This window comes from Campylobacter blaseri (assembly GCF_013201895.1).
GTDB classification, from domain to species: Bacteria; Campylobacterota; Campylobacteria; order Campylobacterales; family Campylobacteraceae; genus Campylobacter_B; species Campylobacter_B blaseri.
This window is the reverse complement of the sequence record NZ_CP053841.1, coordinates 1,152,726-1,178,222: the sequence shown is the minus strand read 5'-3', so window position 1 is coordinate 1,178,222 and position 25,497 is coordinate 1,152,726. Positions and strand designations below refer to the sequence as shown.

The 25,497-nt window shown below is 31.4% G+C and carries 6 protein-coding genes; 3 read left to right on the top strand and 3 right to left on the bottom strand.

What is annotated here, in order from left to right; all coding sequences use genetic code 11:
• The first annotated feature begins 306 nt into the window (after positions 1-306).
• Together CBLAS_RS05915 and CBLAS_RS05910 are read left to right on the top strand one after the other, a co-directional pair.
• Positions 307-12,825, top strand: a complete 12,519-nt coding sequence (locus CBLAS_RS05915; protein WP_172658190.1) for a YadA-like family protein — start codon at positions 307-309, stop codon at positions 12,823-12,825.
• A gap of 930 nt (positions 12,826-13,755) precedes the next feature.
• The gene (locus CBLAS_RS05910; RefSeq protein ID WP_106871823.1) at positions 13,756-19,143 is read left to right on the top strand and encodes a YadA-like family protein; all 5,388 of its coding nucleotides are present in this window, start codon (positions 13,756-13,758) and stop codon (positions 19,141-19,143) included.
• A gap of 336 nt (positions 19,144-19,479) precedes the next feature.
• On the opposite strand, the gene CBLAS_RS05905 is transcribed toward CBLAS_RS05910, so the two are convergent.
• Positions 19,480-20,319 carry a tetratricopeptide repeat protein gene (locus CBLAS_RS05905; RefSeq protein WP_106871821.1) on the bottom strand — a complete coding sequence of 280 codons (840 nt, stop codon included), beginning with the start codon at positions 20,317-20,319 and terminating at the stop codon, positions 19,480-19,482.
• 130 nt (positions 20,320-20,449) lie between these two features.
• Between CBLAS_RS05905 and abc-f the strand changes: the two genes are divergently transcribed.
• On the top strand, positions 20,450-22,390 hold the full coding sequence (abc-f, locus tag CBLAS_RS05900; RefSeq protein ID WP_106871819.1) for a ribosomal protection-like ABC-F family protein: 1,941 nt from the start codon (positions 20,450-20,452) through the stop codon (positions 22,388-22,390).
• 450 nt (positions 22,391-22,840) lie between these two features.
• Here abc-f and CBLAS_RS05895 read toward each other — a convergent pair whose 3' ends face one another.
• Together CBLAS_RS05895 and CBLAS_RS05890 are read right to left on the bottom strand one after the other, a co-directional pair.
• The gene (locus CBLAS_RS05895; RefSeq protein WP_106871817.1) at positions 22,841-24,544 is read right to left on the bottom strand and encodes a Na+/H+ antiporter NhaC family protein; all 1,704 of its coding nucleotides are present in this window, start codon (positions 24,542-24,544) and stop codon (positions 22,841-22,843) included.
• 65 nt (positions 24,545-24,609) lie between these two features.
• The gene (locus CBLAS_RS05890) at positions 24,610-25,458 is read right to left on the bottom strand and encodes a TIGR01777 family oxidoreductase (RefSeq protein ID WP_106871815.1); all 849 of its coding nucleotides are present in this window, start codon (positions 25,456-25,458) and stop codon (positions 24,610-24,612) included.
• Between the last annotated feature and the right edge of the window lie 39 nt (positions 25,459-25,497).

Genomic DNA, 25,497 nt, shown 5'->3' with positions numbered 1-25,497 from the left:
AAATATCTTTTTCATACAAAAACATCCTTTTAAATTTCATAAATTATAACATTTTTTAAAACCAAACAGTCTATATAAAACCATAAAGCATACTGTAAATCTTAATATAATATTTTAAATATTTTTATAAATTATTTAATAAAATTTTAAAATTTATATACAAATAGTAATAAATTAGTGTTAAATTTAATAAAATTTTGCTATAATGGCAGATGAATTTATATTTATTATAATTTTAGCTATAGAATAGATAGATTAATCAAATAAATTAAGTATAAATATATCAACAAAGAAAGGCATAAAGTTATGAACAAAGCTTACAGACATATATACAAAGAGGGCGTTGGATGGGTAGCAGTGGCTGAAAATTCAAGCTGTCGCTCTAAGATGAGTAAGAAAAGCATAAGCATACAAACAAGCGGTAGTTCAGTACTACTTAAATTTAAACAACTTTCGGCTGTGGCAGTAGCAGCACTTTTAGCAGTGAGTTTGCAAATTCCATTATTAGCAGCAGATACAAATACAACTAATGTTGTTTATGTGGATAGTGATGGGAATCCTTCCAATGTTATCGTGCCAAAAGGAACAGGTGAAGACACTAGATACTACACTCAAGAGGAATTAGATAAGTTAAAAAACAACCAATATACAGCACAATATGTAAATCTTTCTGGAATACCAACAGGCAATGACCATAGTGTTACCTTAAAAGAAGAAAACGGTAAATTATTTGTAATAGATGGTGATAAAAATATTGAAATTGAAAAAACTGACGATCCTAGCGGTTTAATATATAGAGAAAAAGGATATCATGGTAGCGGTTATGGAGGATCTTCAAGTCTTGGAATTGCAGGGAGAGATAATAAATACCTTTCCATTGAAGAAATAAAAAAAGATGGGGTAAGAGAAATCGCAAAAGTAACTGGTAAAGGTGATTATTATTGGGTATCAGGAACGGCTCCAAAAGGTGATTTGCAAGGTGGAAAAGTTTATATGCCTGTTTCCACATATGCTAGCAATTTAAAAACTGGTAAAGAATTTTTAGCTTCAGATGCAGGCAAAGCTTTTATAAATAAATATAAAGACAAATATACAGAAGAAAAACTAAGGCAAATAATAAAAAAAGATAAATTGTATTTTATAAATGGAGGAAATGGGGATGGAGAACCTCTGTTTATTACAGACAGAGGTAAATTTCATCAACTAGATAAATTTAGTGATTTTAAAGTAGATGAAGAAGGAGAACCTAAAGGTGCAAATGGTTCTTTTGGAGAAGCCGCAAATGGAGGAGGAGATATAGCATTTAATAAGGCTGTTATATCTGACCAATATGATTTTAAGTTGAACCAAAAATTAAATCAAATCAACCCATCTACTAATGATAGTATGAGACTAAATCTAGTAGGTAAAAATGGTGATCACAACTCACCTATTAGACTAGGAAATGTTGCAGATGCGATAAAAGATGATGAAGCTGTAAATCTTAGCCAACTTAAAAAAGTTATAAACACAGGCATCGGACTTCAAACTAACGAAAATGAAAAAACAACTGTTAAGTTAGGCGACACCATAAAAATCACAGATGGAAACTTCACTAAAGTCTCAACGATAACTAGCCAAGATGGTAATCATTCATTTAAAATAGATATAGATAAAAATAAACTTTTAGAAGGTTTGAGCGGAACATCAGCAGACAATCCATTGGTTTACACAGATAAAAATGGTAACAAAGTTTACAAACAGGAAGATGGGAGTTATAGCACAACAAAAGACGGCATAGGTGGAACAACCATTGATAAAGGTAATATCGTTGTATCTTTAGCCGATTCTACTGGTGATACTAAAAATCCTATCAAACTTACCAACCTAGGAGCTGGAACTATTGGAGAAAATTCAACAGATGCTATAACTGGTGGTCAAATTCATGCAGCCAATAGCTCTATTGCAACTGCTTTAGGTGGGGGTGCAACTGTTGATACTGATGGAAAAATTACTGCTCCAACATATACATTAACTAATAAAGATAATAGTAGTGTTGATAAAAATAGTGTAGGGGAAGCTTTAACTGTTCTAGATGAAGTTAATAAAGATCAAAACACTAAGATTGATAAAAATATTAAAGACATTGCTAAAAACACTACTAAGATTACTGAAAACAGCGAAGCAATTGAGGGCTTTACAGATAAAGATAAAGGTATGTTTAGTGTATTAGCTAAAGATGGCATTGAAAGTAAGATTATAGCTGGTGGAAAAGTTCAATTCAATGCAGGTGATGAAAACTTAAAAGTTACATCAACTAATGATGGTAATATAACTTATACTTTATCTGATACTTTAACAGATATAACAAGTTTAACTACTAAAGGCAACATAGTTATAGATAATAGTGGTATAGCTATGAATAATAAAAAGATTACCAACCTAGGAGCTGGAACTATTGGAGAAAATTCAACAGATGCTATAACTGGTGGTCAAATTCATGCAGCCAATAGCTCTATTGCAACTGCTTTAGGTGGGGGTGCAACTGTTGATACTGATGGAAAAATTACTGCTCCAACATATACATTAACTAATAAAGATAATAGTAGTGTTGATAAAAATAGTGTAGGGGAAGCTTTAACTGTTCTAGATGAAGTTAATAAAGATCAAAACACTAAGATTGATAAAAATATTAAAGACATTGCTAAAAACACTACTAAGATTACTGAAAACAGCGAAGCAATTGAGGGCTTTACAGATAAAGATAAAGGTATGTTTAGTGTATTAGCTAAAGATGGCATTGAAAGTAAGATTATAGCTGGTGGAAAAGTTCAATTCAATGCAGGTGATGAAAACTTAAAAGTTACATCAACTAATGATGGTAATATAACTTATACTTTATCTGATACTTTAACAGATATAACAAGTTTAACTACTAAAGGCAACATAGTTATAGATAATAGTGGTATAGCTATGAATAATAAAAAGATTACCAACCTAGGAGCTGGAACTATTGGAGAAAATTCAACAGATGCTATAACTGGTGGTCAAATTCATGCAGCCAATAGCTCTATTGCAACTGCTTTAGGTGGGGGTGCAACTGTTGATACTGATGGAAAAATTACTGCTCCAACATATACATTAACTAATAAAGATAATAGTAGTGTTGATAAAAATAGTGTAGGGGAAGCTTTAACTGTTCTAGATGAAGTTAATAAAGATCAAAACACTAAGATTGATAAAAATATTAAAGACATTGCTAAAAACACTACTAAGATTACTGAAAACAGCGAAGCAATTGAGGGCTTTACAGATAAAGATAAAGGTATGTTTAGTGTATTAGCTAAAGATGGCATTGAAAGTAAGATTATAGCTGGTGGAAAAGTTCAATTCAATGCAGGTGATGAAAACTTAAAAGTTACATCAACTAATGATGGTAATATAACTTATACTTTATCTGATACTTTAACAGATATAACAAGTTTAACTACTAAAGGCAACATAGTTATAGATAATAGTGGTATAGCTATGAATAATAAAAAGATTACCAACCTAGGAGCTGGAACTATTGGAGAAAATTCAACAGATGCTATAACTGGTGGTCAAATTCATGCAGCCAATAGCTCTATTGCAACTGCTTTAGGTGGGGGTGCAACTGTTGATACTGATGGAAAAATTACTGCTCCAACATATACATTAACTAATAAAGATAATAGTAGTGTTGATAAAAATAGTGTAGGGGAAGCTTTAACTGTTCTAGATGAAGTTAATAAAGATCAAAACACTAAGATTGATAAAAATATTAAAGACATTGCTAAAAACACTACTAAGATTACTGAAAACAGCGAAGCAATTGAGGGCTTTACAGATAAAGATAAAGGTATGTTTAGTGTATTAGCTAAAGATGGCATTGAAAGTAAGATTATAGCTGGTGGAAAAGTTCAATTCAATGCAGGTGATGAAAACTTAAAAGTTACATCAACTAATGATGGTAATATAACTTATACTTTATCTGATACTTTAACAGATATAACAAGTTTAACTACTAAAGGCAACATAGTTATAGATAATAGTGGTATAGCTATGAATAATAAAAAGATTACCAACCTAGGAGCTGGAACTATTGGAGAAAATTCAACAGATGCTATAACTGGTGGTCAAATTCATGCAGCCAATAGCTCTATTGCAACTGCTTTAGGTGGGGGTGCAACTGTTGATACTGATGGAAAAATTACTGCTCCAACATATACATTAACTAATAAAGATAATAGTAGTGTTGATAAAAATAGTGTAGGGGAAGCTTTAACTGTTCTAGATGAAGTTAATAAAGATCAAAACACTAAGATTGATAAAAATATTAAAGACATTGCTAAAAACACTACTAAGATTACTGAAAACAGCGAAGCAATTGAGGGCTTTACAGATAAAGATAAAGGTATGTTTAGTGTATTAGCTAAAGATGGCATTGAAAGTAAGATTATAGCTGGTGGAAAAGTTCAATTCAATGCAGGTGATGAAAACTTAAAAGTTACATCAACTAATGATGGTAATATAACTTATACTTTATCTGATACTTTAACAGATATAACAAGTTTAACTACTAAAGGCAACATAGTTATAGATAATAGTGGTATAGCTATGAATAATAAAAAGATTACCAACCTAGGAGCTGGAACTATTGGAGAAAATTCAACAGATGCTATAACTGGTGGTCAAATTCATGCAGCCAATAGCTCTATTGCAACTGCTTTAGGTGGGGGTGCAACTGTTGATACTGATGGAAAAATTACTGCTCCAACATATACATTAACTAATAAAGATAATAGTAGTGTTGATAAAAATAGTGTAGGGGAAGCTTTAACTGTTCTAGATGAAGTTAATAAAGATCAAAACACTAAGATTGATAAAAATATTAAAGACATTGCTAAAAACACTACTAAGATTACTGAAAACAGCGAAGCAATTGAGGGCTTTACAGATAAAGATAAAGGTATGTTTAGTGTATTAGCTAAAGATGGCATTGAAAGTAAGATTATAGCTGGTGGAAAAGTTCAATTCAATGCAGGTGATGAAAACTTAAAAGTTACATCAACTAATGATGGTAATATAACTTATACTTTATCTGATACTTTAACAGATATAACAAGTTTAACTACTAAAGGCAACATAGTTATAGATAATAGTGGTATAGCTATGAATAATAAAAAGATTACCAACCTAGGAGCTGGAACTATTGGAGAAAATTCAACAGATGCTATAACTGGTGGTCAAATTCATGCAGCCAATAGCTCTATTGCAACTGCTTTAGGTGGGGGTGCAACTGTTGATACTGATGGAAAAATTACTGCTCCAACATATACATTAACTAATAAAGATAATAGTAGTGTTGATAAAAATAGTGTAGGGGAAGCTTTAACTGTTCTAGATGAAGTTAATAAAGATCAAAACACTAAGATTGATAAAAATATTAAAGACATTGCTAAAAACACTACTAAGATTACTGAAAACAGCGAAGCAATTGAGGGCTTTACAGATAAAGATAAAGGTATGTTTAGTGTATTAGCTAAAGATGGCATTGAAAGTAAGATTATAGCTGGTGGAAAAGTTCAATTCAATGCAGGTGATGAAAACTTAAAAGTTACATCAACTAATGATGGTAATATAACTTATACTTTATCTGATACTTTAACAGATATAACAAGTTTAACTACTAAAGGCAACATAGTTATAGATAATAGTGGTATAGCTATGAATAATAAAAAGATTACCAACCTAGGAGCTGGAACTATTGGAGAAAATTCAACAGATGCTATAACTGGTGGTCAAATTCATGCAGCCAATAGCTCTATTGCAACTGCTTTAGGTGGGGGTGCAACTGTTGATACTGATGGAAAAATTACTGCTCCAACATATACATTAACTAATAAAGATAATAGTAGTGTTGATAAAAATAGTGTAGGGGAAGCTTTAACTGTTCTAGATGAAGTTAATAAAGATCAAAACACTAAGATTGATAAAAATATTAAAGACATTGCTAAAAACACTACTAAGATTACTGAAAACAGCGAAGCAATTGAGGGCTTTACAGATAAAGATAAAGGTATGTTTAGTGTATTAGCTAAAGATGGCATTGAAAGTAAGATTATAGCTGGTGGAAAAGTTCAATTCAATGCAGGTGATGAAAACTTAAAAGTTACATCAACTAATGATGGTAATATAACTTATACTTTATCTGATACTTTAACAGATATAACAAGTTTAACTACTAAAGGCAACATAGTTATAGATAATAGTGGTATAGCTATGAATAATAAAAAGATTACCAACCTAGGAGCTGGAACTATTGGAGAAAATTCAACAGATGCTATAACTGGTGGTCAAATTCATGCAGCCAATAGCTCTATTGCAACTGCTTTAGGTGGGGGTGCAACTGTTGATACTGATGGAAAAATTACTGCTCCAACATATACATTAACTAATAAAGATAATAGTAGTGTTGATAAAAATAGTGTAGGGGAAGCTTTAACTGTTCTAGATGAAGTTAATAAAGATCAAAACACTAAGATTGATAAAAATATTAAAGACATTGCTAAAAACACTACTAAGATTACTGAAAACAGCGAAGCAATTGAGGGCTTTACAGATAAAGATAAAGGTATGTTTAGTGTATTAGCTAAAGATGGCATTGAAAGTAAGATTATAGCTGGTGGAAAAGTTCAATTCAATGCAGGTGATGAAAACTTAAAAGTTACATCAACTAATGATGGTAATATAACTTATACTTTATCTGATACTTTAACAGATATAACAAGTTTAACTACTAAAGGCAACATAGTTATAGATAATAGTGGTATAGCTATGAATAATAAAAAGATTACCAACCTAGGAGCTGGAACTATTGGAGAAAATTCAACAGATGCTATAACTGGTGGTCAAATTCATGCAGCCAATAGCTCTATTGCAACTGCTTTAGGTGGGGGTGCAACTGTTGATACTGATGGAAAAATTACTGCTCCAACATATACATTAACTAATAAAGATAATAGTAGTGTTGATAAAAATAGTGTAGGGGAAGCTTTAACTGTTCTAGATGAAGTTAATAAAGATCAAAACACTAAGATTGATAAAAATATTAAAGACATTGCTAAAAACACTACTAAGATTACTGAAAACAGCGAAGCAATTGAGGGCTTTACAGATAAAGATAAAGGTATGTTTAGTGTATTAGCTAAAGATGGCATTGAAAGTAAGATTATAGCTGGTGGAAAAGTTCAATTCAATGCAGGTGATGAAAACTTAAAAGTTACATCAACTAATGATGGTAATATAACTTATACTTTATCTGATACTTTAACAGATATAACAAGTTTAACTACTAAAGGCAACATAGTTATAGATAATAGTGGTATAGCTATGAATAATAAAAAGATTACCAACCTAGGAGCTGGAACTATTGGAGAAAATTCAACAGATGCTATAACTGGTGGTCAAATTCATGCAGCCAATAGCTCTATTGCAACTGCTTTAGGTGGGGGTGCAACTGTTGATACTGATGGAAAAATTACTGCTCCAACATATACATTAACTAATAAAGATAATAGTAGTGTTGATAAAAATAGTGTAGGGGAAGCTTTAACTGTTCTAGATGAAGTTAATAAAGATCAAAACACTAAGATTGATAAAAATATTAAAGACATTGCTAAAAACACTACTAAGATTACTGAAAACAGCGAAGCAATTGAGGGCTTTACAGATAAAGATAAAGGTATGTTTAGTGTATTAGCTAAAGATGGCATTGAAAGTAAGATTATAGCTGGTGGAAAAGTTCAATTCAATGCAGGTGATGAAAACTTAAAAGTTACATCAACTAATGATGGTAATATAACTTATACTTTATCTGATACTTTAACAGATATAACAAGTTTAACTACTAAAGGCAACATAGTTATAGATAATAGTGGTATAGCTATGAATAATAAAAAGATTACCAACCTAGGAGCTGGAACTATTGGAGAAAATTCAACAGATGCTATAACTGGTGGTCAAATTCATGCAGCCAATAGCTCTATTGCAACTGCTTTAGGTGGGGGTGCAACTGTTGATACTGATGGAAAAATTACTGCTCCAACATATACATTAACTAATAAAGATAATAGTAGTGTTGATAAAAATAGTGTAGGGGAAGCTTTAACTGTTCTAGATGAAGTTAATAAAGATCAAAACACTAAGATTGATAAAAATATTAAAGACATTGCTAAAAACACTACTAAGATTACTGAAAACAGCGAAGCAATTGAGGGCTTTACAGATAAAGATAAAGGTATGTTTAGTGTATTAGCTAAAGATGGCATTGAAAGTAAGATTATAGCTGGTGGAAAAGTTCAATTCAATGCAGGTGATGAAAACTTAAAAGTTACATCAACTAATGATGGTAATATAACTTATACTTTATCTGATACTTTAACAGATATAACAAGTTTAACTACTAAAGGCAACATAGTTATAGATAATAGTGGTATAGCTATGAATAATAAAAAGATTACCAACCTAGGAGCTGGAACTATTGGAGAAAATTCAACAGATGCTATAACTGGTGGTCAAATTCATGCAGCCAATAGCTCTATTGCAACTGCTTTAGGTGGGGGTGCAACTGTTGATACTGATGGAAAAATTACTGCTCCAACATATACATTAACTAATAAAGATAATAGTAGTGTTGATAAAAATAGTGTAGGGGAAGCTTTAACTGTTCTAGATGAAGTTAATAAAGATCAAAACACTAAGATTGATAAAAATATTAAAGACATTGCTAAAAACACTACTAAGATTACTGAAAACAGCGAAGCAATTGAGGGCTTTACAGATAAAGATAAAGGTATGTTTAGTGTATTAGCTAAAGATGGCATTGAAAGTAAGATTATAGCTGGTGGAAAAGTTCAATTCAATGCAGGTGATGAAAACTTAAAAGTTACATCAACTAATGATGGTAATATAACTTATACTTTATCTGATACTTTAACAGATATAACAAGTTTAACTACTAAAGGCAACATAGTTATAGATAATAGTGGTATAGCTATGAATAATAAAAAGATTACCAACCTAGGAGCTGGAACTATTGGAGAAAATTCAACAGATGCTATAACTGGTGGTCAAATTCATGCAGCCAATAGCTCTATTGCAACTGCTTTAGGTGGGGGTGCAACTGTTGATACTGATGGAAAAATTACTGCTCCAACATATACATTAACTAATAAAGATAATAGTAGTGTTGATAAAAATAGTGTAGGGGAAGCTTTAACTGTTCTAGATGAAGTTAATAAAGATCAAAACACTAAGATTGATAAAAATATTAAAGACATTGCTAAAAACACTACTAAGATTACTGAAAACAGCGAAGCAATTGAGGGCTTTACAGATAAAGATAAAGGTATGTTTAGTGTATTAGCTAAAGATGGCATTGAAAGTAAGATTATAGCTGGTGGAAAAGTTCAATTCAATGCAGGTGATGAAAACTTAAAAGTTACATCAACTAATGATGGTAATATAACTTATACTTTATCTGATACTTTAACAGATATAACAAGTTTAACTACTAAAGGCAACATAGTTATAGATAATAGTGGTATAGCTATGAATAATAAAAAGATTACCAACCTAGGAGCTGGAACTATTGGAGAAAATTCAACAGATGCTATAACTGGTGGTCAAATTCATGCAGCCAATAGCTCTATTGCAACTGCTTTAGGTGGGGGTGCAACTGTTGATACTGATGGAAAAATTACTGCTCCAACATATACATTAACTAATAAAGATAATAGTAGTGTTGATAAAAATAGTGTAGGGGAAGCTTTAACTGTTCTAGATGAAGTTAATAAAGATCAAAACACTAAGATTGATAAAAATATTAAAGACATTGCTAAAAACACTACTAAGATTACTGAAAACAGCGAAGCAATTGAGGGCTTTACAGATAAAGATAAAGGTATGTTTAGTGTATTAGCTAAAGATGGCATTGAAAGTAAGATTATAGCTGGTGGAAAAGTTCAATTCAATGCAGGTGATGAAAACTTAAAAGTTACATCAACTAATGATGGTAATATAACTTATACTTTATCTGATACTTTAACAGATATAACAAGTTTAACTACTAAAGGCAACATAGTTATAGATAATAGTGGTATAGCTATGAATAATAAAAAGATTACCAACCTAGGAGCTGGAACTATTGGAGAAAATTCAACAGATGCTATAACTGGTGGTCAAATTCATGCAGCCAATAGCTCTATTGCAACTGCTTTAGGTGGGGGTGCAACTGTTGATACTGATGGAAAAATTACTGCTCCAACATATACATTAACTAATAAAGATAATAGTAGTGTTGATAAAAATAGTGTAGGGGAAGCTTTAACTGTTCTAGATGAAGTTAATAAAGATCAAAACACTAAGATTGATAAAAATATTAAAGACATTGCTAAAAACACTACTAAGATTACTGAAAACAGCGAAGCAATTGAGGGCTTTACAGATAAAGATAAAGGTATGTTTAGTGTATTAGCTAAAGATGGCATTGAAAGTAAGATTATAGCTGGTGGAAAAGTTCAATTCAATGCAGGTGATGAAAACTTAAAAGTTACATCAACTAATGATGGTAATATAACTTATACTTTATCTGATACTTTAACAGATATAAAAAGTCTAGCTATAACTGGTGGTCCAACACTAAGTGGCACTGGTATAGCTATGGGTAAAATTATGATAAATACTGATGGAATTGCAATCACACCTGTAAATAATAATGATAAAAGTAAAATTGTATCTTTAACGCAAAATGGTTTAAATAATGGTGGAAATACTATTACTAATATAAAAAGCGCTCTTGAAAAATATGGCAAAAGTATAGAAGACATTAAAAATATGTCAGATACTACTTTAAAGAATGAAATTATTAACAGTGCTGCAACCGTTGGAGACTTAACTACTATAAAATCAAATGTTAGCAATATAACTACAATAACCAACGATATATTAATTGGTAAAAATGATAAAAATGAATCTTATGTTGACAAAGATGGCAAATTAAGCGAAGCTGGTAAAATTGCTTTAACTACAAATGCATCTAGCAAACAAAATATTATTAAAAATGAAAATCTTATCAGCGCTATAACAAACATAAATAACGAAGGAACAAAATTTTTCCATGTTAACAGTAGCACTGCTCCAGAAAATATAGATATCAACAAAAACGATGACAATGATTCAAGTGCAGGCTCTTTTGGTTCTATTGCGATAGGGTTTAAAGCTATGGTTAGTAAAGATTCAAATAACTCAATTTCTGTAGGAACTGGCTCAAAAGTTACAGGAAAAAAATCAATCGCTCTAGGCTTTGAAAATATAGTTAAAGGCGAAGGTTCAGGTGCTATAGGTGACCCTAATATAATTAATGCTAATTCTTCATACTCAATAGGTAACAATAACCACATTGACGGAGAAAATACCAAAGATAAAATTACTATGAAAGATGTATTTATCTTTGGTAACAATGTAAATGTTACTAAGGGTATGAGTGGTGCTGTTATTTTAGGAAGTGGTTCAGATGGAATGTTTAAAAATTCTCAAAGGGTTATAGTTAAAGATGCTAATGTGACATATGGCAATAAGACAATTAACTTTGCAGAAGTTGGCGGTGGATTTGCTGGAAATGATAAATCAACAAACGCAGAATTTAAAGGCTATGTTGTATCAGTAGGAAAAGAAGGATTTGAAAGACAAATCAAACATGTAGCAGCTGGTCAAATTTCGGCTACTTCAACAGACGCCATAAATGGTTCTCAGCTTTATGCTACAAATAAATTTGTAGGGAATTTAGCTGGTAGTGTTGCAGGTATTTTAAATACTAAAGTTAATAACGATGGCTCATTAGTTTTAAATGGCAACACTTCATCTCAAGCAAATTCAGGATTAAATGTAGGCATTACAGGTGGTGACAAGACTACTATAACACCTAGCCAAACTTTAAGTTACAAAGCAGGCGATAATATAAATTTAAAACTAAGTGGTCAAGAAATAACTGTGTCCACTAGTAAAAATCCTGAATTTAATAAAGTTGTTTCTAATGTTTTAGAGATAACAGGTGGACCTACTATAAATAACAATGGCATAGATATGGGAGATAAAAAGATAACAAACCTAGCAAAAGGAACTGCTGATAAAGATGCTGTTAATTATAGTCAGTTAAAAGAACTAAAAAATTCAATAGACAATATAAGCCTTAGTGGGACTAAATGGGTAAGTGCTAACCCTAGCAATGAAAACAACATCGTAGCAAAAAGCGAAGGTGAAAACTCAGTAGCTGTAGGCGGAAATGCACAATCAAGTGGCAAAGACTCAACCGCTATAGGTAATGGTGCAGTTGCAAGCGGTAACAATTCAGTTGCTTTAGGGGCTGGCTCAAAAGATGATGGAAGAGCTAATACCGTATCAGTTGGTAGTGTGGGTAATGAAAGAACCATAAGCAATGTTGCTCCTGGTAGAAAGGGAACTGACGCTGTTAATGTTAACCAACTAAATAGCAAAATAGCAGGCGTTTATAATGATATGAATAAAATTAAAGATAACGCAAACGCAGGTATAGCAGCAGCATTTGCTGCAGGAAATTTGCCACAGTCAACTATTCCTGGAAAAGGTATGTTTAGTATGGGCGGTGGTTACTATGAAGATGAATCAGCCTTTGCTATAGGTATATCAAAGATGTCAGATGATGGCAAATGGGTATTTAAAGCAACTGGTTCTTATGATTCACAAAAAAATGTTGGTGCGGCAGCTTCTGTAGGCTTTCACTTCTAATTAAAAACTCAAGCATAAAAGAGATAATTTCTTATCTCTTTTATAGCTTTTTACCTTGTTATTCTAAATTTTTTATCTTATTATTTTAAGCGTAACGAAGAAATCCTTTTTACTCTTTATCATTCTAAGACTTTCACTATATCATTTTAGAGCTTTCACTTTGTCATTTTAGATTTTTTATCTTATTATTTTGAGATTATTATCTTGTCATTTTGAAATTGTTCTTTTATCATTTTGAGGCTTTAACCGAAAAATCCAAGTAAAATAACAAATAGTAAAATTAAACATAAATTAAAAGTTAAATCCTTTACATTCGTTAAGGATAACAAAGCAAATTTAAAACAACAAAATAAATTTAAGATAACAAAATAAATTCTCAAAATAACCTAATGCATTTTATCAAATGTTTAAAATTTTATAACTTTCACAGCCTAGCATATCTCTTAAATCACAAGCTATTCTAAAACTTTCACTTTGTCATTTTAGGTTTTTTATCTTATTATTTTGAGATTATTACTTTGTCATTTTGAAATTGTTCTTTTATCATTTTGAGGCTTTAACCGAAAAAGCCAAGTAAAGCAGTATTGAGCTAAACTTATATAATACTCTTACAATATTTTAATTTTATAAGTTTTTAAGTGATACTATTTTGCTACTAACTAAATAGTTAAAACTACATAATAGCAATATTTAAATATTTTATTAAAAAACACTGTTAAATTTAAAAGAGAGACAGAAAAGTTAAATTCAACATAAAATTTTAAAAAATTTTCTAAATATTATATCTAAAAATAGCTTAATTTAATTTATATTAAACATTATTTTACTATACTAGTAGTATTAAGATTTTTATAAGATATGCTTAATATGCCTATTTGGTATGTTTTATAAATTTTTAACTAATATAAGTTATTAAAGAAAAGAGGCATTATGAACAAATCATATAGACACATATATAAAGATGGTGTAGGTTGGGTAGCAGTGGCTGAAAACGCATCATCAGTAAATTCAGGTAAAAAGAGCGTAGTAGTAGGTAATAGCTCTAATAAATTTAAAACTTTTAACAGTTTTTTTGAAAATAGAAATTTTTTAGTAAAATCCTTGCTTTTAGGAGCTTTAACACTAACTCCATTTTCGTTAAATGCTGCGTGGATTGATGCAGCAGACAGCAATGGGGTAATAGCAGGAGAAAAGTTTGATACAAAATGGAGTAGTGGTGCGACATTAACCCTAAAGGCTGGTAATGGTGTGAAAATTGAAAAAACAGGAGCAACCTCTACAACTAGCGATCAAACTTACACCTTTAGCTTAGATTCTTCTAGTCTTGACATTAATTATACAACAGCTAATGGGACTAAACAAAGCACAACCTTAAGTAAAGGCTTCACCTTTAAAGGAGATGATAACTTAAACATAACAGCAGGAGCTGACGGCAAACTTAACTTTACTCTAGCACAAGCTTTAAAAAACATCACTTCCATAACAAATGGAACTCAAACATATAATTTTAATAGTACCGGTTCAAACTATCAAGATAATGATGTAGTAAGATACAGTCAAATCAAAGATATAAAGCCTATTCACTACTTTAGTGTAAACTCAACAGGCGGTGGCAACTATAACAATGATGGTGCAACTGGCAGTAACGCCATTGCCATTGGTAAAAATGCTAAAGCAGCTGGTAACAATTCGCTAGCCATAGGCCCCGACGCTATCGCTAATAAAAATTTCGTTACAGCTATTGGTAATGGAGCAGGATTTAGAACAACTCAAGGAGAGTCTAGTGTTTACTTAGGGCAAAATGCTGGTTCAAATGGTAACCATTTTGTCCATGGTCAACGATCATGGGGCTCTATCTATATAGGTCAAGACGCAGGGACAGAGGTAACAGGTGATGCAAGCATAGGTATCGGCTCAACAGCAGGATGGAAGCATACAGGTTCACAAAATATCTTTATGGGAGATTCGGCTAAACCTTTAAAAGAAGGGCAAAATGCTTATTCTTATACTTTTGGTAACAGAAATTTAATCTTTGGAAATCAATATATAGATAAAAAAGTTAAAGAAGCTGAAAGTGGTAAAGCAGATTATATCAACGATGTTATTGTTATAGGAACACTTGCAAAAGCTGAAAAATCTCAAGGTATTGCTATCGGTTCAAGTAGAAAAGATAAGGTCACGGGTGCTTACGCAAAAGGGAAGCGCTCTATCGCCATTGGTGTAAGTGAAGATGAAAGCAAAAAAGGCGCGCAAGCATTAGGTGATGACTCAATAGCACTGGGCACAGAAAGTTATGCAAAAGGCGAAACTTCAATAGCTATTGGTAGAGATTCAAATGTAACTGGAAAACAATCAATCTCTATCGGTTATAAAAACCAAGTATTGGGTGAGAAATCCGGTGCATTTGGTGACCCATCAGTGGTTACTGGCAATGGCTCTTACTCTTTTGGTAACGATAACAACATTTCAAGCGATGGCTCATTTATCTTTGGTAACAACAACACTATCGCTCAAAATGATACCTTTGTAGTTGGTAGTAAAGTAACCACAACTCAAGCAAATAGTGTGGTTTTAGGTAATGAATCTACAGACCGTGCCGCCACTGCTGAAACCAGTGCCACTGTAGGTGGTATTACCTACGGTAGCTTTGCAGGCGTAGGCTCTGAGGGTAATGGCGTAGTTAGTGTGGGTGATACAGGAAAAGAAAGACAGATTATAAATGTTGCTGCGGGTAAAATTTCAAAAGATAGCACAGACGCAATTAACGGCTCACAACTTTATACAACTAATAATGTTGTTAGTAATGTAGGAAATACCTTAGTAAGTAAAATTTTAGGTGGCAATGCCGAAATTGAAAAAACAGGAGAAAATGCTGGACAACTTCAAATGAGTGATATTGGTGGCACGGGTAAAGATACTATCGATGACGCCATAAAAGCTGCAAAAACTGAAGTTAAAGCAGGCAAACAAGTGACTGTCACTGATGCGCCTGATAAAACAGACGGTCACACCATCTACACCGTTAACGCTACCAAAACCACTTTAGCTAAAAAAGCAGATGGGAAAGTTGAAGTAACAGGTGGAACAGATGTAGATGGTCTACTTGCTTATGAGATTGATTTAACACAAGCAACAAAAGATGATATTCAAAAAGGTGTTGATGCTGATACAGAGGTTAAAAAAGGTTTATTTTTTACAGGAGATAACGGTAGTGAAACAGGTAAGATTAGTTTAGGTGATAAAATTGCTCTAACAGGTGATACTAATATTATAACTAATGCTACTGGAAAAAGTATTGCATTCTCTTTAAATAAAGATTTAACAGGTATCACTTCAATAGGTGGAGCAACTGGACAAGGTAAAATAACTTTTGGTGATAATAATGTTATTAATGCTAATGGTGGAAAGATTACTAATGTAGGAGCTCCAACAGATGGTGGAGATGTAACAAATAAAACCTATGTTGATTCTGTAAGAACAGAGGTTACATCAAATGATAAGAGTGTAACAGTAAAACAAACTGGAAATGAACACGGTAAATTAGTTTATGATTTAAAAGTTGATACAGATAAGATAGCCGAAACTACTAGACTGGCATATAAAGCTAATGGAAAAGATGATAATAAAGAAATTGTAACTTTAGAAAAAGGTTTAAATTTTATAAATGGTAGTAATACTGTTGCTAGTATTGATAAGGATGGGGTTGTAAAGTATGATTTAAATGACGCTACTAAAACTATTATTAACAATGCAACCAATAAAGATTTAAACAATTTAACAAATGCGGGCAATACTATTATAAGTAATATTGCAAATAAAGCTGTTGAGGTTAAAGAGGGTTCAAATGTTCACATTACTTCATCAAAAGACAAAGATAATGGCGATGGCACAAAAACCACAACTTATATAGTTGCAGCTGATAAATCTATAGTCTCAGTAGAAAACACATTAAAATTAGATAAAAACACAACTACAGAGAAAGATGGAGCTATAACAACTGATTATAAATTAGATTTATCTCAAGCCACCAAAGATAGCCTTGCAAAAGCAGATAGTGCAATTCAGTCATTTAAGGTTCAAGCAAATAGTGAAGCTGCAAAAGATGTTACAAATGGGCAAACTATTAAATTTATAAATGGTAGCAATATAAATATAATTCAAGATGAAAGAAATTTTACTTTTGCACTAAATAAAGAATTAACAGGTATTAACTCAATTGGTGGTGGAACCGGAAGCGGTTCTACTATAACATTTGGAGATAAAACTATAGATGTTAATGGTTCTAAGATTACTAATGTAGGAGCTCCAACAGATGGCGGAGATGTAACAAATAAAACCTATGTTGATTCTGTAAGAACAGAGGTTAAATCAACTAATGGTAGTGTAACAGTAGCGCAAGTTGGAAATAAAGACGGTAAATTAGTTTATGATTTAAAAGTTGATACAGCTAGCATAGCAACTAATACCAAACTAGCCTATAAAGCTAATAGTGGAACTAAAAACTCTGTATCTTTAGCTGATGGTTTAAATTTTGTAAATGGTAAAAATACTATTGCTTCTGTTGGAGCTGATGGTAATGTAACATTTGGCTTAAAAGATGATATCACTTTAAGTAGTGTTACTACAGGTGATACAAAAGTGGATACTAACGGTATCACTATAACTAATACAACAGATGCTAATAAAACAGTATCTTTAACAGATAAGGGGCTAAATAATGGTGGTAATGTTATATCAAATGTTGCTAGTGCTTTAGATAAATCTGGCAAACAATTAAAAGACTTAGATGCTTCTAATGCTGATGATAAAAAGATATTAAGCAGTGCTGCAACAGTTGGGGATTTAACAAAATTAAAAACTAATGTTACTAATAATATAACTAATGTTAGCAATATTCTTGGCGATAATAAGTATGTTGATGGCAATGGTTCATTAACCGAAGATGGTAAATTAGCTCTTAGAACAAACAATGCTGATGGAAGAAAGACAACTGAAAATACAAACATCATACAAGCTATTAATAATTTAAATAGTCAAGGAACAAGATTTTTCCATGTTAATAGTGATGTTAATGCTATAGGAGCTGAGAGACCAGTAGATGACAATGACTCTAGTGCTGGTTCATATGGTTCTATATCTATAGGCATAAGAGCTGATGTTGGAGATAGTGCAAAACATTCAATCTCTATTGGAACAGATTCAAATGTTACAGGAAAAAGTTCAATCGCTATAGGTTATGGAAACCAAGTTAAAGGAAACCACTCTGGTGCATTTGGAGATCCTACAGTAGTTACTGGTGATAACGCTTACTCTATTGGTAATAATAATAAAATAGACCATAATAATACTTTTGTATTAGGAAATAAAGTTACAAGCAAAACAGCAAATAGTGTTATATTAGGTAATCTTTCAACAGATCGTGCCGCCACTAGTGAAACGAAAGCCACAGTTGCGAGCATTGATGGAAAAACATCTATAACTTATGGTAACTTTGCAGGTAAAGGCTCTATGGATAACGGCGTAGTTAGTGTGGGTGCTGCTGGAAATGAAAGACAAGTTATAAATGTAGCTGCGGGTAAAATTTCAAAAGATAGCACAGACGCAATTAACGGCTCACAACTATTTGCAACAAATCAAGTTATAGGAAATGTAGCAGGTAGTATTAAAAATATTCTTGGTGGAGATGCTAATGTTACATCTGATGGTGATATTACTATGAATGATATTGGTGGAACAGGAGCTACTACTATTGATGGTGCTATTAGATCTATTAAATCAGGCGGTACTAATTTAATAGACGGAAAACCAGCTTCAAGTAAACCTAAAGACAAAGCATCAGCAGTTGCAAATGGAAAAGGTAGTACAGCTGTTGGTTATGGAAGTGTAGCTGATGGTAAAAACTCAGTTGCTTTAGGTGCTGGTTCAAATGATGGTGGTAGAGAAAATACTGTTTCTGTTGGCTCAAAAGGCAATGAAAGAACCATAAGCAATGTTGCTCCTGGTAAATTAGGAACTGATGCAGTTAATCTTAATCAATTAAATCAAGGTCTTGCTGGTGTTTATAGTGATATAAATAAATACAAAGATAGTGCAAATGCAGGTATAGCAAGTGCCATTGCTTTAGGAATGTTACCACAGTCAAACATACCTGGTAAAGGATTGCTTTCTTTAGGAACAGGGTATCATAATGGAGAATCTGCTATATCTATAGGTATATCAAAAGTATCTGATAATGCTAAATGGATATTTAAAGGCGGAGTTAGCTATAACTCTGAAAAAGATGTTTCAGCTGGTGCTTCTGTAGGGTTTCATTTTTAATTAATATTTCAATTTATGTATAAAAGGGAGATTTATCTATCTCTTTTATACATTTTAAATTCTATTTTATAATGTTACTAAGTATTTTTTAATTAGTTTTTATAATTGTGCTTATACAATTAGTAGTGTTATTTATATTTTAACTTTGCAATCTCGTTTTTTACAATTATAATACAATTTTATATAATTATAACAATTTTTACATATTTAATTGTATTTTATAGGGTTTTTAATTCCTAGATAAAGTAACAAAATATATCTTTTTGTCTAAGAAAAACAAAAATAAGACTTATTTTAGAATTACTAAATAAATTAGGTGTTATGTAAAAATATAAATTAATATTCTGCGTCTTTATTTAAAATTTTATAACTTTCACAACCAATTGGGTCTCTTAAGTCACAAGCTTTTCCAAAATAATCTTTTGCTATTTCTAAATTTTGATTTACAAATTTGCCATTTGCGTAGAGTACACCTAGATCTAAGCAGGATTTTGCTAATTTTAGATCGCAAGCTTTTTTAAGAATTAATATAGCTTTTTCATACAAATTATTATCATTTTTTGATAACAATTCATCAGCTAATTTATGACAAAAGATTGCATTGGATTTTTTGCATTGTTGCTCTAATATCTTTTTAAATTCTTCTGGTCTTGGCTTTATCCCTAAATATCCATCTTTATAAATTTTAGTTATGATATCACAGCTTTTGATATTGCTATTTTTACAAGTTTCATCTAAAATTTCAATACCTTTTTTGTAATCTTGTTTTACTCCTCTACCATCTATATATAAAATGGCTAAATTTGGACAACCAACACTTTGTTTGTATCTATTCTTTTTATCTTTTGTGCAAGTTAAGCTATATTTATCAAAGGCTAAAAACTCATCTTTTTTTACACCTTGCCCATTTTCGCTCATTACTCCTACATTGAAACAACTTTCTAGAAATTTACCATTGCAAGCTTTATTGTATAGTATAAATGCAGCATTTAAATCCTGCTGTATAATAACTCCTTCGTAAAAAGCTGTTGCTAGATTATGGCAAGATTTAAGATCATTTTTTTTACAACTTTCATCAAGGCTTATAATGTATTTTTCATAATCATTAAGATTGTTTGCTAAAGAGTTTGAAAAACCTAATATAAAAAGAAATAAAATTTTGTATATTTGTCTCATGTTTATCTACCTTTTTTAAAATATTTAATTATACAGCGTTTATTTAAATTTAGATATATTTGAAAATTTATACTATTTTTACTCATTTTATTATAAAATATTAAAATTTAGTTTTGAAAGGCAGTTTTCTTTGGCACTTGTTGATCTTATCGATATTGATAAAAAATTTGGTATAAAAGTTATTTTAGAAAAGGCAAATTTAAGTATAAGTGAAAAGAGCCGTACAGCTATTATTGGAAAAAATGGTGGCGGAAAATCTACTTTGATGAAAATTATAGCAGGTCTTTATAAGCCTGATGATGGAAGAGTTATAGTTCAAAACAATATAAACATTCAAATGCTTGATCAAAATCCTAAATTTGAAGATGGACTTAGTGTAAAAGAGGCTATAACTTCACAGTTAAAAGAGATTTTTGATGCTATAAAAGAGTATGAAGATACCTTAAATTTAATTTCAAAAAATCCAGAAGATAATGAATTATTACATAAACAAAACGACCTTATAAAATTTATAGAAAGCAAAGACGGCTGGAATTTAGACAATAAAATAGAAAGAGTTATAGAAAATTTTAACCTCAAAGAGTATGAAAACAGAGATGTAAACTCACTTAGTGGTGGAGAGATAAGAAGAGTGGCTCTAAGTGCTTTAATACTAAAAAAGCCAGATATTTTGCTACTTGATGAACCTACAAACCACCTTGATGTCTATATGGTTAAATTTCTTGAAGATATGTTAATAAACTCAAATCAAACCATAGTTTTTATATCTCATGATAGATATTTTATAGATAGAGTTGCTACTAATTGTATCGAGATTGAGGATGGTAGGTTGCTTTTCTTTGAAGGTGGATATTCAAAATATCTAAGGAAAAAACAAGAAATTTTAGCTTCTATGCAAAAAACACACGAAACTTTACTTAAAAATCTAAGGAGCGAAGAGGAGTGGTTAAGACGAGGGGTTAAAGCAAGACTCAAAAGAAACGAAGGTAGAAAACAGCGTATATTTGCTATGAGGGAAGCTGCTAAGAAAAATCCAGGTGTTATAAGGAAGATAAAAATAGAGCTAGAGCGAACAAATGTAGGGTTTAAAATAGGTGGCATAACTCAAAACAGAAAAAAAATGCTTTTTGAATGCAAGAATCTATCAAAAAGTCTAGGCGGAAAAAAGCTTTTTGAGAATTTTAGCGCAAGAGTTCTTCAAGGTGAGAGGATAGGAATAGTAGGGAGAAACGGAACAGGTAAAAGCACCCTTTTAAAGATACTTCTTGGAGAGATGAGTTATGATAGTGGGATGCTGAAAAAAGGTGATATTAAAATAGGCTATTTTGATCAAACAAGAAGTAGTATTAGCGATGATAAAACTTTGATAGAAATTTTTTGCCCAAACGGTGGTGATCACATAATGGTTAAAGGGCGATATATGCATGTTTATGGGTATTTGAAAAATTTCTTATTTCCAAAAGAGTTTCTAACTCAGCCAGTTGCAACTTTAAGTGGTGGGGAAAAGAACCGTCTAGCACTTGCTAAGCTTTTTACTGCTGAGTATGATTGTTTGATCCTTGATGAACCTACTAATGATCTTGATATTGCTACTATAAACATTTTAGAGGAGTATTTGCTTGACTTTGATGGTGCTGTGATAGTTGTAAGTCATGATAGATATTTTGTAGATAAGATTACAAATAAACTATGGATATTTGAAGATGAAAAGATAAATCAAAGCCATATGGAATATAGCGAATATCTTGAATATGAAGATGAGATAGATGAGCTAAACAAGATAGAAAAAGAGGCCATAGAGCAGCAAGATTTGCAAGCAAAACAGAAAGAAAAAACTCAAAAATTAACTTATAGACAAAACAAAATTTTAGAAGAACATCCACATTTAATTGAAGATATTGAAAATAGAATCAAAGAGCTAAACCATGCACTTTCTGATCCAGAAATTTATCAAAAACTAGGACTAAGCGAGCTATATGAAGAGCTTGAAGATAAAAAAGGAAGTTTAGCAAAACTTGAAAATGAATACTTTGAAGTTTTAGCTATAGCAGAAAGCTTAGAGCAAGAGTAGCTAGTATAAATAATGTAAAATTATAAAACTTGTGTTTTCACCGTTTTTCTTATTTTAGGCAATACTTAGTTATTTATATTTTCATATTTTATCATTTAAACACATTTTGTATAGTTTTTAAAGTTATTTAATTTTTTTAAAGTATATTATTGCTTTGTTATTCTGAATTTACTTTGATATCTTAAATAATCTTTGTTTATTCTTAGTGTATCGAAAAATATCTTTTATTCTTATTGCCTTAAATTTATTTTGTCATTTTGAACGAATGTGAAGAATTTAATTTTTAATTCATACTTATAATTTGTTATTTTACTGGATTCTTCACTACGCTTAGAATGACAGGATAAAATACTTAAAATAATAAGATAAAAAATCTTTTAAATGATAAGATGAAAGAAAATTAAAAGTGAAAAGTTAGGGTAAGCTTATAAACTTACCCTATAGAATAATTTATATTATCTTTTTACCAAATACTCTTAGCATTAAAAATACAGCTATAAAACCAAGTGGAAGTGCTATAAATACTGAATACCCCATTGCAACAGGTATATAACCAGCCACAACAGTTATAACAGCAACTGATAAAGCGTATGTAACTTGCGTTGCAACATGGTCTATATGGTTACAACCAGCACCCATTGATGAAAGTATCGTTGTATCTGAAATAGGCGAGCAGTGATCTCCAAAGATAGCTCCTGTTAAAACAGCCCCTACATTCATAATCATATAATTATGCATAGCCTCTCCCTCAAAGCCATTAAATCCACCTATAGCAAAGGCTAGTGGAACAACTAGTGGCATTAATATACCCATAGTTCCATAGCTTGTTCCGGCTGCAAAAGATATAAATGAACCAAGAACAAAGATTATCGCTGGAAGTGCCCAGCTAGGGATAGCATCTGATAAAACATTTACTAGATAAACAGATGTTCCTACATCTTTTATAACAGAGCTTAGTGACCATGCAAGAAGTAGTATAACTATTGTGATTATCATAGTTTTCCACCCTTTTATCCATACTTCTATCGCCTCTGAAGCTGTAAATATCTTTCTATACATACCAAGAAATATAGCCACAACAGTTGCAAATAAAGCAGCCTGGAAAAGAACTACAGACGCATCAGCATTTCCAAATGTTTCACGAAGTGCAAAAAACGATAAAGGTGATGCTTTGACTTGCGCTAAAGCCTCTCCTTCAAGTGTTGACATACCATTTAGATAAAAGCCTGTAAATGCTGCAATCATTAAGACCAAAATAGGAATTATAGCATTTGAAGTTTGAAGTTTGATCCCTTCTTTTGGAAGAAGTGCTTTATCTTCTACATTATTAATGCTTTGTTGGTTTGTTGATTCAACTACACCTGTTTTTAAAGCTCTCATTTGTGCTTTATACATTGGTCCAAACTCCCTGTTCATAACAGCAGTGGCTACAACAAAAACAAGCATAAATATATTATAAAATCTATAAGGAATTGTTTCTAAAAATATAGCAAATGCGTTTATATCTGTAACGCCTATTAGCTCATAAGATGATTTAATAATTGAAAGCTCATAGCCTATCCATGTTGAAATTATAGCAATACCAGCTATAGGTGCTGCCGTAGCGTCAATTATAAATGCAAGTTTCTCACGAGAAATTTTAAATTTATCAGTTACAGGACGCATAACAGGACCAACAATAAGGGCATTTGCATAGTCATCAAAAAATACAAAAAGTCCCATTACCCAAGTATAAATTTGAGCAGAAACCCCACTTTTTGACTTTTTAGCAAGCCACTCTGCGACCGCCTTTGTTCCACCCATTTTTGAGATAAGAGCAACTACACCACCTATAGCTAAAACTTGAAGCATAATTCCAGCATTCCAAGAGTCAGCCATTGAGTTTATAGCTTTATTGCTAACATCAACAAAGCCTTTTATGATAGCTATAAAGATATTGTTTTCTATAACACTTATCATAAATGTTCCACTAAAAACACCTAGGAAAAGTGATAAAACAACATCTTTAGTTATAAAAGCCAAACTTATGGCAACTAGTGGTGGGATAAGGGTTAGTATCCCAAATTTGTCTGCGTTAACACTACTTACATCATCAGCAAAAAGTGCTAATGGTAAAATAGTGAAAACTAAAAAAAGAGATAAAAATTTTCTCATATTTCAACTTTATATTGGATTTTGTAAATTTATATAGTTTATCTAAAAAAAGCTTAGTTTGAAATTTAACTATAAATATCGCTTAATGCTTCTTTTAATAAAGGGTATTCAAATTTAAATCCATTATCGAGTAGTTTTTTAGGTTTTGCATCAACTGAGCTTGTTAAAACAGTTACACCCTCTTTTAATTTTAGTTTTAAAACAAAAACTGGAATGGTAAAAAACATAGGGCGGTTTAAGGCACTAGCAAGCTCTTTTGAAAAAGCTTCATTGCTTATTGAGTTTGGGCTAGTAAGGTTGTATATATCATCTTTTATATCTTCATTTAAAGCTAATTTTATGGCTTTTGCAAGATCTTTTATGTGTATCCAAGAAATAATATTTTTTCCATTACCTATCTTTCCGCCAAGACCTAGTTTAAAAGGAAGCTCCATCTGTTTTAATGCTCCACCGCTTTTACTTAAAACTACACCAAATCTAAATATAGTTGTTTTTATACCAAGTTCATTTTTGGCTCTTAGTGCCTCTTTTTCCCAGTCTTTTGCTAAATTAGCCAAAAAATCATTACCATAAATTGCCTCTTTTTCGCTACTACTAAAACCATCTTCATAAATTCCAACAGCAGAAGTTGAGATAAAAACTTTTGGCTTATTATCTAACTTGCCTAGTGCATTAACTATTTTTTTAGTTGTTTGAATTCTACTTTCATAGAGCTCTTTTTTATAGCTATCTGTCCATTTTTTAGATATTGTAGCTCCTGCTAAGTTTATAATTCCATCACAATCTTTTAAAGCATTTAACAAACTTTCATCATCTGCTAAAATTTCACGAGTTAAACCTATAACTTCAACCCCTAGATAGTCTTTTAAATATCTCCCAACCATGCCGGTTGAACCGCTTATTGCTATTTTCATATTTACCCTTATTTTTTATTAACTAAATTTAACTAAAAT

Bases quoted from the DNA above. Each gene is read 5' to 3' on its own strand.
- CBLAS_RS05915 (WP_172658190.1), top strand. From the start codon at position 307: ATGAACAAAGCTTACAGACATATATACAAAGAGGGCGTTGGATGGGTA.
- CBLAS_RS05910 (WP_106871823.1), top strand. From the start codon at position 13,756: ATGAACAAATCATATAGACACATATATAAAGATGGTGTAGGTTGGGTA.
- CBLAS_RS05905 (WP_106871821.1), bottom strand. From the start codon at position 20,319: ATGAGACAAATATACAAAATTTTATTTCTTTTTATATTAGGTTTTTCA.
- CBLAS_RS05895 (WP_106871817.1), bottom strand. From the start codon at position 24,544: ATGAGAAAATTTTTATCTCTTTTTTTAGTTTTCACTATTTTACCATTA.
- CBLAS_RS05890 (WP_106871815.1), bottom strand. From the start codon at position 25,458: ATGAAAATAGCAATAAGCGGTTCAACCGGCATGGTTGGGAGATATTTA.